The 14835-nt window shown below is 62.8% G+C and carries 17 protein-coding genes; 13 read left to right on the top strand and 4 right to left on the bottom strand.

What is annotated here, in order from left to right:
* Positions 1-39 precede the first annotated feature (39 nt).
* Entirely contained in the window at positions 40-288 is a 249-nt protein-coding gene (locus tag AC1Z3V_RS32105) for a hypothetical protein (protein WP_483504038.1), read from the bottom strand.
* Between AC1Z3V_RS32105 and AC1Z3V_RS32100 the strand changes: the two genes are divergently transcribed.
* From AC1Z3V_RS32100 to ureG, 13 genes are all read left to right on the top strand, one after another.
* On the top strand, positions 281-1114 hold the full coding sequence (locus AC1Z3V_RS32100; protein WP_483504037.1) for an urease accessory protein UreD: 834 nt from the start codon (positions 281-283) through the stop codon (positions 1112-1114). The genes AC1Z3V_RS32105 and AC1Z3V_RS32100 overlap by 8 nt on opposite strands.
* 122 nt (positions 1115-1236) lie before the next feature.
* Positions 1237-1539: an urease subunit gamma gene (locus AC1Z3V_RS32095; RefSeq protein ID WP_034794185.1), complete on the top strand. Its 303-nt coding sequence runs from the start codon at positions 1237-1239 to the stop codon at positions 1537-1539.
* Positions 1540-1598: 59 nt separating this feature from the next.
* Positions 1599-1853, top strand: a complete 255-nt coding sequence (locus tag AC1Z3V_RS32090) for a DUF1272 domain-containing protein (RefSeq protein WP_483504036.1) — start codon at positions 1599-1601, stop codon at positions 1851-1853.
* A 10-nt stretch (positions 1854-1863) separates the two neighbouring features.
* Positions 1864-2169, top strand: coding sequence for an urease subunit beta (locus AC1Z3V_RS32085; protein WP_429816623.1), 306 nt, complete (start codon positions 1864-1866; stop codon positions 2167-2169).
* The gene (locus AC1Z3V_RS32080) at positions 2166-2585 is read left to right on the top strand and encodes a lysozyme inhibitor LprI family protein (RefSeq protein WP_483504035.1); all 420 of its coding nucleotides are present in this window, start codon (positions 2166-2168) and stop codon (positions 2583-2585) included. Before AC1Z3V_RS32085 ends, AC1Z3V_RS32080 begins: the two co-directional genes overlap by 4 nt.
* Before the next feature lie 3 nt (positions 2586-2588).
* Positions 2589-3233, top strand: a complete 645-nt coding sequence (locus AC1Z3V_RS32075) for a Urease operon accessory protein (protein WP_483504034.1) — start codon at positions 2589-2591, stop codon at positions 3231-3233.
* A gap of 3 nt (positions 3234-3236) precedes the next feature.
* Positions 3237-4949 (top strand): urease subunit alpha, encoded by a 1713-nt coding sequence (gene ureC, locus AC1Z3V_RS32070; RefSeq protein ID WP_429816615.1) that lies wholly within the window; start codon positions 3237-3239, stop codon positions 4947-4949.
* 17 nt (positions 4950-4966) lie between these two features.
* Positions 4967-5638, top strand: a complete 672-nt coding sequence (locus tag AC1Z3V_RS32065; RefSeq protein WP_483504033.1) for a TIGR02117 family protein — start codon at positions 4967-4969, stop codon at positions 5636-5638.
* A 290-nt stretch (positions 5639-5928) separates the two neighbouring features.
* Positions 5929-6468: a peroxiredoxin gene (locus AC1Z3V_RS32060; protein WP_429816612.1), complete on the top strand. Its 540-nt coding sequence runs from the start codon at positions 5929-5931 to the stop codon at positions 6466-6468.
* A gap of 167 nt (positions 6469-6635) precedes the next feature.
* Positions 6636-6932 (top strand): putative quinol monooxygenase, encoded by a 297-nt coding sequence (locus AC1Z3V_RS32055; protein ID WP_291156869.1) that lies wholly within the window; start codon positions 6636-6638, stop codon positions 6930-6932.
* Between the two features lies 1 nt (position 6933).
* The gene (ureE, locus tag AC1Z3V_RS32050; RefSeq protein ID WP_483504032.1) at positions 6934-7404 is read left to right on the top strand and encodes an urease accessory protein UreE; all 471 of its coding nucleotides are present in this window, start codon (positions 6934-6936) and stop codon (positions 7402-7404) included.
* The gene (locus AC1Z3V_RS32045; RefSeq protein WP_483504192.1) at positions 7397-8068 is read left to right on the top strand and encodes an urease accessory protein UreF; all 672 of its coding nucleotides are present in this window, start codon (positions 7397-7399) and stop codon (positions 8066-8068) included. The genes ureE and AC1Z3V_RS32045 overlap by 8 nt, the downstream gene beginning before the upstream one ends.
* A 122-nt stretch (positions 8069-8190) precedes the next feature.
* Positions 8191-8802, top strand: coding sequence for an urease accessory protein UreG (ureG, locus tag AC1Z3V_RS32040; protein WP_483504031.1), 612 nt, complete (start codon positions 8191-8193; stop codon positions 8800-8802).
* Positions 8803-8840: 38 nt separating this feature from the next.
* Here ureG and AC1Z3V_RS32035 read toward each other — a convergent pair whose 3' ends face one another.
* From AC1Z3V_RS32035 to AC1Z3V_RS32025, 3 genes are all read right to left on the bottom strand, one after another.
* Complete coding sequence (locus AC1Z3V_RS32035) at positions 8841-9521, bottom strand: Crp/Fnr family transcriptional regulator (RefSeq protein ID WP_173517591.1); 681 nt, start codon at positions 9519-9521, stop codon at positions 8841-8843.
* A gap of 368 nt (positions 9522-9889) precedes the next feature.
* The gene (locus AC1Z3V_RS32030; RefSeq protein ID WP_483504030.1) at positions 9890-13207 is read right to left on the bottom strand and encodes an efflux RND transporter permease subunit; all 3318 of its coding nucleotides are present in this window, start codon (positions 13205-13207) and stop codon (positions 9890-9892) included.
* Positions 13208-13221: 14 nt separating this feature from the next.
* Positions 13222-14409, bottom strand: a complete 1188-nt coding sequence (locus tag AC1Z3V_RS32025) for an efflux RND transporter periplasmic adaptor subunit (RefSeq protein ID WP_483504029.1) — start codon at positions 14407-14409, stop codon at positions 13222-13224.
* Positions 14410-14835: the final 426 nt, after the last annotated feature.

The raw sequence follows: 14835 nt of genomic DNA, 5'->3' as shown, positions 1-14835 counted from the left end.
GTTCCGGAGGCGGTATGAGCTCGAAACCTCGCATTCTCTTCACCCATCGGTCGACAACATCACCGCCTTCTTCGCGGGCGCGAGCCGCTGGATCGGATAGCGTAAGCGATTGCCTGTTTTTCGCGCAGCGCTTGCACGGAAATGCAGCGACTTGACGATTTTCTTTGCAAAACAATAACTTGACTTGTCGTGCCGCGATGCGGACGATAGCGCGAAGGCAAGGCGAGCGGCCCAACGGGTGCGGCGCCAAGGATTGAAGGACACCGCTCGGCGGTCGAGGATGAACAAGGCAGCAAGCATCGCCCCGCAACGGGCCTGGGGTAAGGGCCGGCTGGTCGCCAAGACGGCGCTCGGCCAGAGCCGCATTGCGGAACTCTATCAGGAAGGCTGCGCCAAGATCCGCCTGCCGAAGACCTTCGATGCCTCCATGGAAGCCGTACTCATTAATTCCTCCGGCGGTCTCACCGGCGGCGACCGCATGGTTTGGGAAGTGGTGGCAGGGGCCGGAACCGACCTGACGGTGACGACGCAGGCCTGTGAGAAGATCTACAAGGCGAGCGCCGATACGGTCGCGGTGGCCACGCGTATCGAGGTTGCCGCCGGCGCGCGCGTCGACTGGCTGCCGCAGGAAACGATCCTTTTCGACCATGCCTCGCTGTCGCGTTCTTTGGACGTGGAGCTTGCCGCCGACGCGACGTTCCTGGCGGTGGAGGCGGTTCTGCTTGGTCGCAAGGCGATGGGCGAGGTGGTGCATGCCGGGCTCTTCCGTGATCGCTGGCGCATCCGCGCCGACGGCAAGCTGCTGCATGCGGACAATCTGGCGCTTGCCGGAGAGATCGCCAGCCTCGGTCAGCGACGGGCGGTGCTCGACGGCGCGGCCGCCTTTGCCACGCTCCTCTATGTCGGTCCCGATTGCGAGCCCTTGTTGCCGCGTCTTCGATCGCTCCTTGACGGCGAGGCTGGTGTCGGCATCAGCCATTTTCAGGTCGATGGCCGCGACAAGCTGGTTGCCCGCTTGGTCGCGCCGGATGGGTTCGCGCTCAGAAAAATCCTCATCCCCATCATTTCGCACTTGCGCAAGCAGAAGACAGTGCCGAAAGTCTGGGTTCTCTAGGTCATTTCATATTTTTATTGAAACTGTGAAATGATCTAACACATTGAAACTCTGTAATTCCTGACGGAAAAACGCTCCGCAGACTTCCTGGGAATTGCTTCACGAACAATCGGTGGCGACGCATGAATCTTACCCCGCGCGAAAAGGACAAATTGCTGATTTCCATGGCGGCGATGGTCGCGCGCCGGCGCCTGGAGCGCGGCGTGAAACTCAACCATCCGGAGGCGATCGCGCTGATCACCGATTTCGTCGTTGAAGGCGCGCGCGACGGGCGCTCGGTTGCCGAACTGATGGAGGCGGGCGCCCAGGTGCTGACGCGCGATCAGGTGATGGAGGGCATTCCCGAGATGATCCACGACATCCAGATCGAAGCGACATTTCCCGACGGTACGAAGCTCGTCACCGTTCACGAACCGATCCGCTAGACGAAGGAAACAAGGCCCTTCCGGCCGTCTCGTCCAACCCATGATTTCAGGAGGCAAGCATGCTGGCTTTGCGCCCCAATTGCGAGTGCTGCGACAAGGACCTGCCGCCGGATAGCCGCGAGGCGATGATCTGTACTTTCGAGTGCACCTTCTGCGCGGATTGTGTCGACGCAAAGCTCGGCGGCACCTGCCCGAATTGCGGCGGCGAGTTCACGCGGCGGCCGGTGCGCCCGGCAGCGCTGCTTGAAAAATACCCGGCGTCGACCGAGCGGGTGCTGAAGCCTGGGGGCTGCGCCGGCACCAAGGCGGCTTGAGGAGAGAACCATGATCCCAGGAGAAATCATCGCGGCTGCCGGAGAGATCGAACTCAACGCCGGCCTCGACACGACAACCATCGAGGTTGCCAATACCGGTGACCGCCCGATCCAGGTCGGCAGCCACTACCATTTCGCCGAAACCAACGCCGGACTGCAGTTTGACCGGGAGGCCGCCTACGGTCGGCGACTGGACATTCCGGCCGGCACGGCCGTTCGTTTCGAGCCGGGACAGACGCGCCAGGTGACGCTGATCCCCCTTTCCGGCAAGCGCGAGGTCTACGGCTTCCGTCAGCAGGTGATGGGCAAGCTATGAGCCGCTTCGCTGTCCTTGCCATTGCTCTCGTTCTGCCTCTTGCGCCGGCTCTGGCGCAAGAGGACAAAGTCGACTGCCAGAATGCCGTCACGCAGATGGACATGAACATTTGCGCCAACAAGGACTACGAGGCGGCGGATGTCGAGTTGAACAAGGTCTACAAGCTGGCCTTGGCAGCGACGAAGGCGCAGGACAAGGAGCTTGCCGCGATCGATGCGAACTATGTCGGCGCCGAAGAGGCCCTGAAGAAGGCGCAGCGCGCCTGGATCGCTTACCGTGACGGCCAATGCGAGCTTTCGGGCTTCGAAGCGCGCGGGGGCTCGATGGAGCCGATGCTCGTCTCCGGTTGCCTCGCCGAGTTGACGAGGGCCCGGACGAAGGAACTCCAAGCCATTGTCGAGCCTGACGGAAACTAGACCTTGAGCGGCGGCCGCACCATCATGATCGTGGGCAATGGCGAAGTGCCTGATGTCGCGGGCGCGTCGATCGACTCCGCCGATATCGTCGTCCGTTTCAACGATTGCCGTTCCGTCGGTTCCGGTGGCCACAAGACCGATATCGTCGCCGTCTGCAACACCGGGCGCCCCGGGCTTGCCATGCTCGGCGGCGGCCGCTGGAAAAGGAGTTCGGCGGTGCGCGAGGCGCGAGAAATCTGGTGCGTCCGCTCCGGTGCGAAGTTTGCCGCGATGCGAGGCAGCCTGGCGAAAACGCATCCGGACCTCGACGATTTCTGTGACGACTACACCGTCGGTTTCGAGAGTTTCAGCCGCTCGACCAACCGCCGTTTTCGCATCGTGCCGGCCGCGGTGCATGAGCAACTGGACCATGATCTCGCCAGCTTCTCACCGGATCCCTACGTCGTTCCGTCCAGCGGCCTGATCGTCATTGCCGATATCCTGTCCAATATCGCGACAGCCGATGACGACGTCGTGCTCGCCGGCTTCGGCCATGTCGGGTGGCAATGGCATCCCTTTGCCGCCGAGCGCCGCTATGTCGATGCCCTGGCAGCAAGAGGCCGCCTTCGCCGCCTTCATCCACTTTCTACTTCGTCCCAAGGAGCCTGAACCATGCCCTACAAGATGTCGCGCGCGGCCTATGCCAACATGTTCGGTCCGACGGTCGGTGACAAGGTGCGGCTTGCGGACACCGAACTCTTCATCGAGGTCGAGAAGGACTTCACCACCTATGGCGAGGAGGTGAAGTTCGGGGGCGGCAAGGTCATTCGCGACGGCATGGGGCAGAGCCAGTTGACCCGTGCGGAGGGCGCCGTCGATACGGTCATCACCAATGCGCTGATCGTCGACCACTGGGGCATCGTCAAGGCCGATATCGGCCTCAAGGACGGCCGTATCGCCGGGATCGGCAAGGCCGGCAATCCAGATACCCAACCGGGCGTGACCATCATCGTCGGTCCCGGGACCGAGGTGATTGCGGGCGAAGGCAAGATCGTCACCGCCGGCGGCATGGACAGCCACATCCATTATATCTGCCCGCAGCAGATCGAGGAGGCGCTGGTCAGCGGGCTTACCTGCATGCTGGGCGGCGGTGCGGGGCCGGGACATGGCACGCTTGCCACCACCTGCACCTCGGGGCCGTGGCATCTTGCCCGCATGATCGAGGCGGCCGATGGTTTTCCGATGAACATCGCTTTTGCCGGCAAGGGCAATGCCTCGCGGCCGGGCGCACTGGTCGAGATGGTGCTTGCCGGGGCCACCTCGCTGAAGCTGCACGAGGACTGGGGCTCGACGCCCGCGGCGATCGATTGCTGCCTGGGCGTGGCCGACGAATACGACGTGCAGGTGATGATCCACACCGATACGCTGAACGAGAGCGGCTTCGTCGAGGATACGATCGCGGCGATCAAGGGCCGCACGATCCATGCCTTCCACACGGAAGGCGCCGGCGGCGGCCACGCGCCCGATATCATCAAGATCTGCGGCCAGCCGAACGTCATTCCGTCGTCCACCAACCCGACGCGGCCCTACACCAGGAACACGCTGGCCGAGCACCTGGACATGCTGATGGTCTGCCATCACCTGTCGCCGTCGATCCCCGAGGACATCGCCTTTGCCGAGAGCCGCATCCGTAAGGAAACGATCGCGGCGGAAGACATCCTGCACGACATCGGCGCGTTTTCGATCATTTCCTCCGACAGCCAGGCGATGGGCCGCGTCGGCGAGGTGGCGATCCGCACCTGGCAGACGGCCGACAAGATGAAGCGCCAGCGCGGGCCCTTGCCGCAGGAAACCGGCGACAACGACAATTTCCGGGTGAAGCGTTATATCGCCAAATACACGATCAACCCGGCGATCGCCCATGGGCTCAGCCACGAGATCGGTTCGCTGGAGGTCGGCAAGCGCGCCGATCTCGTCATCTGGAACCCGGCCTTCTTCGGCGTGAAGCCGGACTTCGTGCTGCTCGGCGGTTCGATCGCCATCGCCCCGATGGGCGACCCGAACGCCTCCATCCCGACGCCGCAGCCGGTGCACTACCGGCCGATGTTTGCAGCCTACGGCAAGAACCGCACGAGCTCCTCCGTCACCTTCGTGTCGCAGGCTTCGCTCGATGCCGGGCTTGCCGCCAAGCTCGGCGTTGCCAAGCAGCTCGTGGCCGTCAGGAACACCCGCGGCGGCATCGGCAAGGCGTCGATGATCCATAACAGCCTGACGCCGCATATCGAGGTCGATCCGGAGACCTATGAAGTGCGCGCCGACGGCGAGCTGCTGACCTGTGAGCCGGCGACGATCGTGCCGATGGCGCAGCGCTACTTCCTGTTCTGAGCGAGCAAGAGCCGAGCATGAAGCGCGGCCTGAAATGGGCTTTCTTCGGCCTGCTGGCGGCGGTGCTGGCGGTCGTTCTCGGAACGCTTCTGCCGCGGCCGCTTTTACCAGCGTCCGCCGCCGCGATGGGCGCGGGGGGTACGCGCATCCTGGTGCTCTCAGGCCCGATCCACACGGATATCGCCGTGCCCTTGACGGAGGAAACGAGGGCCCGGTTCGGTTTCATCGAGCCGGCCGGCGTACCGATTGCCGATCCACAGGCACAATGGTTGATCTTCGGCTGGGGCGGGCGCTCCTTCTATCTGGAAACCCCGACCTGGTCGGAGCTGAAGGCCATGCCGGTCTTCAAGGCGCTGACGCTCGACCGCTCGGTGATGCATGTGGATGTCGCCGGCCGGATCGCCGAACCGCAAGCGTCCGTCGCCGGCTTCGAGCTGGACGCGGCAGGCTATGAGCGGCTGCTCGCTTTCATTGCCGAGAGCTTTACGCGTGACGGCGGGGCTGTCGTTCCGATCGATGGCTATTCCTACAATGGCAACGACCGCTTCTTCGAAGCGGAGGGCAGTTTCAATGCGCTTTTCGGCTGCAACACCTGGACGGCGCGGGCACTGCGCGAAGCAGGTTTGAGAACAGGCTTGTGGAACCCGATCCCGCCGAGCCTCGGACTGTCCTTGCGCATCCATAATTGAGGCCCTCGTGGAATGAACAGAAGCCATGCGACTCTTGCATGGCTGCCATGCCCGCATGTGAATCGGGCCGTTTCGTGCTGCGCCGCAGCGCAAGATCAGATAGGAAAGCGGCTGACCTTTTCTCGGTTGCCAGCAATCCTCCCAAGACCTGCCGACCGAGAGCCGCTGGAGCGGGATGAGGAAAAGTGCATGCGGTTTCCGCCCCCATCCCGCTCTGACTTATGAGAAGCGATCACGTCGATGATTTGGGTCGATCCGAACCAAATCATTGTGATCTAAAGGAGATGACGATGCTTGGCAGAAAAGTACCCGCTGTAACGTTCCGCACCCGCGTTCGCGACGAAGCCGTTGGCGGCCCCAACCCGTTCCGCTGGGAGGACGTGTCCACCGACGATTACTTCGCCGGCAAGCGCGTCGTGCTGTTCTCGCTGCCCGGCGCCTTCACGCCGACCTGCTCGACCTATCAGCTGCCGGACTTCGAAAAGCTGACCGCCGATTTCCGCGCCGAAGGCATCGACGAGATCTACTGCATCTCGGTCAATGACGCCTTCGTCATGAATGCCTGGGGCAAGTCCCAGAACCTCGAAAACGTCAAGCTGATCCCGGACGGTTCGGGTGAATTCACCCGCAAGATGGGCATGCTGGTCGCCAAGGACAATCTCGGCTTCGGCATGCGCTCCTGGCGCTACGCCGCCGTCGTCAACAACGGCGTCGTCGAGCAGTGGTTCGAGGAAGAGGGCTACTCCGACAATTGCGACAGCGACCCCTATGGCGTTTCCTCGCCCCAGAACATTCTGGAGACGTTGAAATCTCAGAAGCTTGCTGCCTGATGGCAAGGACATACCGTCCCTGATTTGAGAAAGCCCGAAGATCGGATCCGGTCTTCGGGCTTTTTCTTGCTCGATGCGGGGCAGGCAGACCTTGAAAAGCGGTTCCACGACTGGCGTCGAGGCTTTTTCTTGCTAGACTGGCGGATAGAAAAGATATCGAGGGTTCAATGGTTTACATTATCGCCTACCTGACCGCGCATCCGGGCAAGGGAGATGAGGTCGTGTCGCTGGCAGCACCGCTGATCGAGGCTACGCGGCGCGAGGCCGGTTGCATCACCTATGACCTTTATCGCAAGCCGGCCGATCCCGATGCCCTGGTGTTCGTTGAGACCTGGCAGAGCAAGGCGGCCGTCGATGCACATTTCGAGGAGCCGCATCTGAAAGCCTTCCAGGCGGCGATGGCGGACCTGCTGATCGAGGCGCGCATCGAGCTCGTGACCCCGGAGAAGGTCGAGGTGCTCTGAGATGCCGTACCGCTCGACTGAAGTTCTCTCGCCAGGGCCGGGCGACAAGACGCCGCTCCACAGCGTGACGCTGGCGCACGACGCACGGCACCTGCGGCGCAAGCTCCTGCATCTCGAAAACGACGACGTGGTGATGCTGGACCTCAGGGAACCGGTGATGCTCGCCGACGGCGATCTCCTGGTGCTCGACGGTGGCGGCTATATCCGGATCGTTGCCGCGCCAGAGGCGCTTTACGAAATCCGCCCGCGCGACCCGCTGCATCTCATCGAGCTCGCCTGGCATCTCGGCAATCGCCATCTGTCGGCGCAGATCGAGGCGAAACGCATTCTGATTGCCCGTGATCCGGTCATCCGCCAGATGCTCGAAGGTTTGGGCGCAGAGGTGAGCGAGGTTTCGGAACCCTTCCAGCCGATGCGCGGCGCCTACCACGCCGGCGGTCACAACCATGGCCACGGCCATCACCATGGCTGAACGGGCCGATACGCAGGCGCTGCTGCGGCTTGCGACCTGGCTGTCCCCGGCCTTCCCGGTCGGTGCTTTCTCCTATTCCAGCGGGCTCGAACAGGCGATTCATGATCGTTTGGTCACGGACGCGGCGGAGCTTCGCTCCTGGCTGGAGACGGTCATCTGCCACGGCTCCGGCTGGAACGATGCCCTGCTTCTTGCCGAAAGCTATCGAGCCTGCGGTGATGCTACGCGGCTGGCTGCGGCCGCGGAACTTGCCGAAGCCCTGGCGGGAAGTCGAGAGCGGCATGCGGAAACCATGCTGCAGGGCCAGGCGTTTCTGGCGGCTGCGCGGTCGTGGCCGCATCCGGTCTTCGATGCACTCGGCGAGACTGTCGCCTATCCGGTGGCCGTCGGTGCCGTTGCCGGTGGCCATGAGACCGGTCTCGAGCCGGCGCTTGCCGCCTTTCTCAACGCTTCCGTTTCAAACGGCGCTTCGGTGGCGATCCGCTGCGGCGTCATCGGCCAGCGCGATGGCATGGGCGTCATCGCAGCGCTCGAGCCGGTCATCGCGGCGACGGCGAGCAAAGCCGCAACCGCCTCGCTGGACGATCTCGGCTCGGCCACGATCATCGCCGACATTTCGGCCTTGAGACACGAAACCCTGCATTCGCGGCTCTTCCGTTCCTAGATCATTTCACTGTTTCGGTGAAATGATCTAACCTTTTGAAATTACGCAATTCCGGACGGGAAACCGTTTCACACTTTTCCTGGAATTGCTCTAGGAAGAGATCGCCTCGAAAGGACATCCAGATGGTATCGAAGAACGGTCCCCTTCGCGTCGGCATCGGCGGGCCGGTGGGGTCGGGCAAGACGGCGCTGACCGACAAGCTCTGCAAGGCGATGCGGGAGAAGTACTCCGTCGCCGTTGTCACCAACGACATCTATACCAAGGAAGACGCAGAGGCTCTGGTGCGCATGCAGGCGCTGCCGTCCGAGCGCATCGTCGGCGTGGAAACCGGGGGCTGCCCGCATACGGCGATCCGCGAGGACGCCACGATCAATCTGCAGGCAATCGCTGATCTCAATCGGCGCATACCCGATCTTGACGTCGTCTTCATCGAATCCGGCGGCGACAATCTCGCGGCGACCTTTTCGCCCGATCTTGCCGATCTGACGATCTATGTCATCTCCGTCTGCCAGGGCGAGGAGATCCCGCGAAAGGGCGGGCCGGGCATCACCAAGTCGGATCTGCTTGTCATCAACAAGAAGGACCTTGCTCCCTATGTCGGGGCCGATCTCGACGTCATGCAGCGGGATGCGACGCGGATGCGGGCGGAAAAACCCTTCGTCTTCACCGACATGAAACGCGGCGACGGCGTCAACCGGATCGTTGATTTCCTGGCGCTGCACGGCGGACTGTGACGCTCGCAGGCTACTGACAGCCGAACCTTGTCGGCGCGTCAGAAGCGTTCGAGCGCCTGCCTGTCATGGATCTCGATGACGCGGCCCTTGACTGTAACGCCCGAGCGGCGAAGTGCGGAGAAGGCGCGCGAGAGCGCTTCCGGCGCCAGGCCCAGCTTGCCGGCCAGCACATTTTTCTGGAAGGGCAGGCGGAAGGAAAAGTTCGTGATGCCGTCCGGGCAGTTGCCGAGAATATAGCTTGCCACCCGTTGCGGCGCCGTCAGCAGTCGGTCTTCGGCCAGGCAATCCTCGGCCATCTGCGCGTGCCGGCACAGGAGCTGCATCAGCGCGTCGGCGATTTCGGGTGTCTGCTCGGCGAGCTTGCGCAGCTTGCGGCTGTCGATCCGCGCAAGCATCGTCGTTTCGATCGTCTGGGCGTTGGCGGTGGCGCGGTTTCCGAGGAACATGGCGCTCTCGCCGAAGAGCTCACCTTTCGGAAACACGGCGATATCCGCCTCGCGTCCGTCCTTGCCCAGACGGTAGAGACGGACCAGGCCGGAAAGGACGAAGAAGACGTGATCGAGCGGCTCGCCATGGCCAAAGAGGATGTCGTGCTCTTCATGGGTGGAAACGACCACATCGTCCAGAATTGCGTTCGTTGCCGCCAAGGGCAGCTTCTCGAAGAAGCAAGAACCGAGCAGCACCGCCCTATCGTTCGAGTTCAATCGCAACGTCTTCATCACACCCGTCCTGAGCAAGATCCAGCTGCATGTCTCCTTAAATCGACCTCGATTTAAGGACGAGGACATGCAGCAAATCAAAGTGCTACAGCGACCTTTGCGCGCCTGATCAGACGCGCGGCGCTGTAGGTGCAAGGTAATAAAGCCTGGCGGAAGGCGGTTTGACCTCGATCAAATAATATCAACAAAAAGCCCGCGCTTGCAGGGCGCGGGCTCGTACTTGAATTGTGACAGTTGCGGGCGAAGCGCCGCTTCGGCCGCTACAGCGCCGCGCGTCTTATGAGACGCGCAAAGGTCGCTGTCGCACTTTGATTTGCTGCATGTCTTTGTCCTTAAATCGAGGTCGATTTAAGGAGACAGGCAGTAGCCTATTCGGCGGCGAGCGCCGGATGGTTGATGACCTTGCCGCCGGATCGTCCTTTGGTCTGGTCCGACTCGAGCGTCTTCAGGCGATCTTCCAGGCCTTCGATCGTCTTGCTCTGCTCCTGGACCAGGTCCGTCAGGGTGCCGCGGTCGAGCGGCAGGTTCTCCTCGTCCTTCTGGCCGACGAAACGGCCGAAGATGCGGGCGAGCAGCCGCGAGAGGTCGTCCATGATCAGGAAGAACGACGGGACGATCACAAGGCTCAGCACCGTCGAGACGATGATGCCGCCGATCACCGCGATTGCCATCGGGGCGCGGAACGAGCCGCCTTCGCCGACCCCCAGCGCGGAGGGCAGCATGCCCGCCGACATGGCGATCGAGGTCATGATGATCGGACGGGCGCGCTTGCGGCCGGCCTCGATCATCGCGACCTGACGGTCCATGCCGTGGTGCATCATCTCGATGCCGAAGTCGACGAGCAGGATCGCGTTCTTGGTGACGATGCCCATCAGCATCAGGATACCGATCAGCACCGGCATCGACAGCGCGTTCTGCGTCAGGATCAGAGCGGCGGCGACGCCGCCGATGGCAAGCGGCAGCGAGAACAGGATGGTGAACGGCTGGATCACGTCCTTGAAGAGCAGGATCAGCACCACCAGCACCAGCATCAGGCCAAGCAGCATGGCATTGCCGAAGCTCTGCTGCATCTCCGCCTGGACCTCGGCGTCGCCGCTTTCGAGGAACTGTACGGACTTGGGCAGTTCGGCCTGACCGGCGATCTGCTTGAAGCGGTCCGAGGCAGTGTTGAGCGCAACGCCGACCGGCAGGTCCGCACCGAGCGAGACGACGCGGTTGCGGTCGTAGCGCTTGATCGAGCTCGGGCCTTCCGAATAGTTGATGTCGGCAACGCTCGACAGCGGCACGGTGGCACCCGCTGCCGTCGTGATCTTGAGGTTGCGGATCGCCGCGATATCGGTGCGGAAGTCGCGGTTGATCTGCACGCGGATCGGGATCAGCCGTCCGTCGAGCGCGATCTTGGTCAGCGCCGCGTCGATATCGCCGATGGTGGCGACGCGGATGACCTCCGAGATCTGCGCCGTGGTGATGCCGAGGCGCGACATCTGTTCGTCACGCGGACGGATCTGCAGTTCCGGGCGGGGGAGCGCCCCATCCGGGCTGACATTGGCGAGCAGCGGATCGCTGCGCAGCTTCGCTTCCAGGATCGCGACACCCTGGTCGAGATCGGCCTCGTTGTTGGAGAGCAGGTTGAACGCAAGATCGCGCTGGCCGCGGTCGTTGAGCTTGATGACCCGCACGTCCGGTATGTCGCGAACGCGGGCGAAGATTTCCTTCTCGATCTCCGACTGCGGGACGATGCGGCCGGCGGGGGCCATCTTCGGCAGGTAAGGGCCGATCAGCGGCGTACGGCCGATGACGTCGTTGACGACCTTGTTCACGAGCGAATGGTCGAGCTTTTTCAGAAGCACCGTGACGGTGGCGCGGCGCAGCTCCAGATCGCCTTTCGGCGAGGCTCCGCCGAGGACGAAAATGTTGTCGACCCCATCGATACCCTTGATCCGGTTGTAGATCTCCGTCGTGGTCCGGTCGGTGTCCTCGAGCATGGCATCCGGCGGCAGCTCGATCGACAGGCTGACGCGCGAGGCGTCTTCCGGCGGCAGGAAGCTACCGGGCACATAGAGGATCAGCGCAAAGACGGAGCCGACCGAGAAGGCGATTGCGGCAAGCAGCGTCAGGTAACGTGTGTACCAATGTTTGGTCGTGACCTGCACGAGGCGCGTGTAGTTGCGCATCATGAAGCCGTCTTTGTTGTGGTGGTCGGCGCCCGCGTCCGAAGCACGCATCAGATAGGCGGCCATGACAGGCGTGATCAGGCGGGCGACGAGCAGCGAGAAGAACACTGCGACGGCAACCGTCAAACCGAACTGGATGAAGTACTGGCCAGGAATGCCCGGCATGAAGGACACGGGCACGAAGACCGCGATGATCGTGAAGGTCGTCGCGATAACCGCCAGGCCGATCTCATCCGCCGCCTCGATCGCGGCCCGATAGGGCGACTTGCCCATATGGATGTGCCGCTCGATGTTCTCGATCTCGACGATCGCGTCGTCGACGAGGATACCGGTCGCGAGCGTCATCGCGAGGAAGCTGACGAGGTTCAGCGAGAAGCCGAGCAGGTCCATGATCCAGAAGGTCGGGATGGCCGACAGCGGCAGTGCGACGGCCGAGATCAGGGTGGCGCGCCAGTTGCGCAGAAAGAGCATGACGACGATGACGGCGAGCAGCGCGCCTTCCATCAGCGTGTGCAGTGCCGCTTCGTAGTTGCCGTAGGTGAAGTAGACGGAATCGTCGACCATCTCGATGGTGACGTCGGGGTTCGCCGCACGGATCTTTTCGAGCGACTTGGCGACCGTCTCGGCGACGCTGACCTCGCTGGCGCCCTTGGCGCGGAAGACCGCGAAGGTCACGCCGGGATTGCCGTTGAAGCGCGAGAAGGAGCGCGGCTCCTCATAGGTGTCGGTGACCGTGCCGAGATCGGAGAGGCGCACGAAGCGACCGCTCGGCACCGAGATCATCGTGTTGGCGAGCTGGTTGACGTTGCGGGTGTCGCCGAGGGTGCGGATCGCCTGCTCGCTGCCGCCGACCTGGCCGCGGCCGGAGCCGAGATCCATGTTCATGCGGCGAAGCTGGCCGTTGACGTCGGCGGCGGTGATGCCGAGCGAATTCAGCTTGTCGTCGTTGAGTTCGATCCGAACCTCGCGGTCGGCGCCGCCATAGCGGTCGACACGGCCGATGCCCTTCTTGCCCTGGATTTCGCGCTTGATGACGTCATCGACGAACCAGGAGAGCTCTTCCAGCGACATGCCGGGCGCGGAGACGGAGAAGGTCTGGATCGCCTGGCCTTCGACGTCGACCTTGGAGACGATCGGTTCCTCGATCGAGGTGGGGAGATCGCTGCGGATGCGGTCGATTGCGTCCTTGACGTCCTGCACCGCCTGGGCCGTCGGCACTTCCATGCGGAAGATGACCGCGGTCGTCGACGTGCCGTCGTTGATCGTCGATTCGATGTGGTCGACGCCGGTGACGCTCGCGACCGCGTCCTCGATTTCCTTGGTGACCTGCGTCTCGAGCTCGGCCGGTGAAGCACCGCTCTGCGTCACGTTGATCGAGACGATCGGCACGTCGATATTGGGGAAGCGGGTGATCGGCAGCGATTCGAAGGACTGATAGCCGAGCACCATCAGAACGACGAAGGCAAGGATCGGCGCGATCGGATTGCGTATGGACCAGGCTGAGAAGTTCATGGTCACGGTTCCTGTCAGTTGGTCGCTGATGCAGCGGACTTGACGGGGTTGATGCGGTCGCCGTCGCGGACATAGGCTCCGGCCCTCGCCACCACTTCTTCGCCGGCCTTCAGGCCTTCGAGGACTTCGATGAACTTGCCGTCGGAAATCCCTGTCTTGACGGGCAGGATGCGGATGACGCCGTTTTCGACTTTGCGGACGATGGTGCGGCCGTTCTCATTGGTAACGGCCGTTTGCGGCAGGACCACTGCCTGCTTCTGCTCGGCGGTGATCAGCGCGCTCGCATACATGCCGGCGCGTGCCTTCTCGGTGGCCGTCAGGCTGATGAAAACGGTTCCGAGGCGGCTGACGGGATCGACCGTCGGCGCGATCAGGCGGATCGTGCCCTCGACCTTGGTGTTGCCGCCGGCGAGCGTCACGGTTGCCGGCTGGCCGACAGCGAGCTTGATGATATCGGCTTCGGCAACGTCGGCCTTCATCTCGATCGCGCCATCGCGGATCATGGCGAAGAGCGGTTCGCTATTGCCGGTGGCGATCGCGCCGACCTTGGCGTTCTTGGCGGAGATCACGCCGGCGACAGGCGCCTTGACCTCGGTACGGGCGAGGCGAAGGTCGATGTCGTCGATCTGCGCTTCGGCCACCTTGATGTCGGCATTGGCCACGGCGACGGCCTGCTCGGCGGAAAGGACGCGCGCCTGCGTCGCGATCGCGAGGGCTCGGACGCGGTCGGCCTCGGCCGTCGATACGGTGCCGTTCTTGGAGAGTTCGGCGGCGCGGTCGCTGACCCGCTTGGCCTCGTCCGCGTTCGCCCTGGTTTCGCTGAGCTGTGCATTCAACTGAGCAAGCCCGGCTTCCGCCTTGGCAAGAGAGGCTTCGAGTTCGCTTTTCTGCAGGCGAAGCGCGTCGTCGTTCAGGACCACGAGCACACTGCCGGCTTCGACCTCGTCGCCGACATCGACATTGAGTGTGCGGATGGAGAGGCCGTCGACCATCGGGGCGACATAGACCTGCTCGACGGCCTGAATGGTGCCGGTCGCGACGACGCGGTCGCTGATCGACTGGTCGACCGCCGAGGTCACGACGATGGACGGCAAGCTTTGTGTCTGCTTCGGTTCTGTCGCTTCCTGGGCCCCGGCAACCGGAAGCGAACCAAAGGTCATCGCAGCGCATACGCTGAGAATAGGCAGTACTTTTTGAGCCATCGGCTTCATAATCCCGGCAATGAAAACAACTTAGAGCGGATCACAGCTCGAGGCAGGATCCACGGGCAATCAGGCGATTTTATCACGCCGACATCGCGCCCCGGCTGATCGCGCGGGGACAGGAGACTGCGCTTTTCCTCATTTCGCGCTCCGCGTGCACGGTATCAGACCGTAGACGCCGGCGGAACTGAGACCGGTTACCGCAGGCAATGCATCGGGAAAAGAATGTCCTCCGCCATGCCTGCCTCCAACAAACATCGGGGCCTATGTAATCTCGGCTCTTGACGCTTACAAGAGCGCACGAAGCGATGGTGCCTCAATATTCAACTTGTTCTGCGGTTATGGTTGCGATCTTGACACGATCTTGACAATGGCAAGCAAGGGTAGTGCCGTTGTCAGCCGGGTTACCACCCCCACGCCCGGTAT

This window comes from Ensifer sp. 38_S197, assembly GCF_056924495.1.
The sequence above is the reverse complement of the archived record's forward strand: the minus strand, read 5'-3'. Positions and strand labels throughout refer to the sequence as shown.

What these genes read in the sequence shown, in the direction of transcription:
- AC1Z3V_RS32100 (WP_483504037.1), top strand. Translation starts at nt 281, where the DNA reads ATGAACAAGGCAGCAAGCATCGCCCCGCAACGGGCCTGGGGTAAGGGC.
- AC1Z3V_RS32095 (WP_034794185.1), top strand. Translation starts at nt 1,237, where the DNA reads ATGAATCTTACCCCGCGCGAAAAGGACAAATTGCTGATTTCCATGGCG.
- AC1Z3V_RS32090 (WP_483504036.1), top strand. Translation starts at nt 1,599, where the DNA reads ATGCTGGCTTTGCGCCCCAATTGCGAGTGCTGCGACAAGGACCTGCCG.
- AC1Z3V_RS32085 (WP_429816623.1), top strand. Translation starts at nt 1,864, where the DNA reads ATGATCCCAGGAGAAATCATCGCGGCTGCCGGAGAGATCGAACTCAAC.
- AC1Z3V_RS32080 (WP_483504035.1), top strand. Translation starts at nt 2,166, where the DNA reads ATGAGCCGCTTCGCTGTCCTTGCCATTGCTCTCGTTCTGCCTCTTGCG.
- ureC (WP_429816615.1), top strand. Translation starts at nt 3,237, where the DNA reads ATGCCCTACAAGATGTCGCGCGCGGCCTATGCCAACATGTTCGGTCCG.
- AC1Z3V_RS32065 (WP_483504033.1), top strand. Translation starts at nt 4,967, where the DNA reads ATGAAGCGCGGCCTGAAATGGGCTTTCTTCGGCCTGCTGGCGGCGGTG.
- AC1Z3V_RS32060 (WP_429816612.1), top strand. Translation starts at nt 5,929, where the DNA reads ATGCTTGGCAGAAAAGTACCCGCTGTAACGTTCCGCACCCGCGTTCGC.
- AC1Z3V_RS32055 (WP_291156869.1), top strand. Translation starts at nt 6,636, where the DNA reads ATGGTTTACATTATCGCCTACCTGACCGCGCATCCGGGCAAGGGAGAT.
- ureE (WP_483504032.1), top strand. Translation starts at nt 6,934, where the DNA reads ATGCCGTACCGCTCGACTGAAGTTCTCTCGCCAGGGCCGGGCGACAAG.
- AC1Z3V_RS32045 (WP_483504192.1), top strand. Translation starts at nt 7,397, where the DNA reads ATGGCTGAACGGGCCGATACGCAGGCGCTGCTGCGGCTTGCGACCTGG.
- ureG (WP_483504031.1), top strand. Translation starts at nt 8,191, where the DNA reads ATGGTATCGAAGAACGGTCCCCTTCGCGTCGGCATCGGCGGGCCGGTG.
- AC1Z3V_RS32035 (WP_173517591.1), bottom strand. Translation starts at nt 9,521, where the DNA reads ATGAAGACGTTGCGATTGAACTCGAACGATAGGGCGGTGCTGCTCGGT.
- AC1Z3V_RS32030 (WP_483504030.1), bottom strand. Translation starts at nt 13,207, where the DNA reads ATGAACTTCTCAGCCTGGTCCATACGCAATCCGATCGCGCCGATCCTT.
- AC1Z3V_RS32025 (WP_483504029.1), bottom strand. Translation starts at nt 14,409, where the DNA reads ATGGCTCAAAAAGTACTGCCTATTCTCAGCGTATGCGCTGCGATGACC.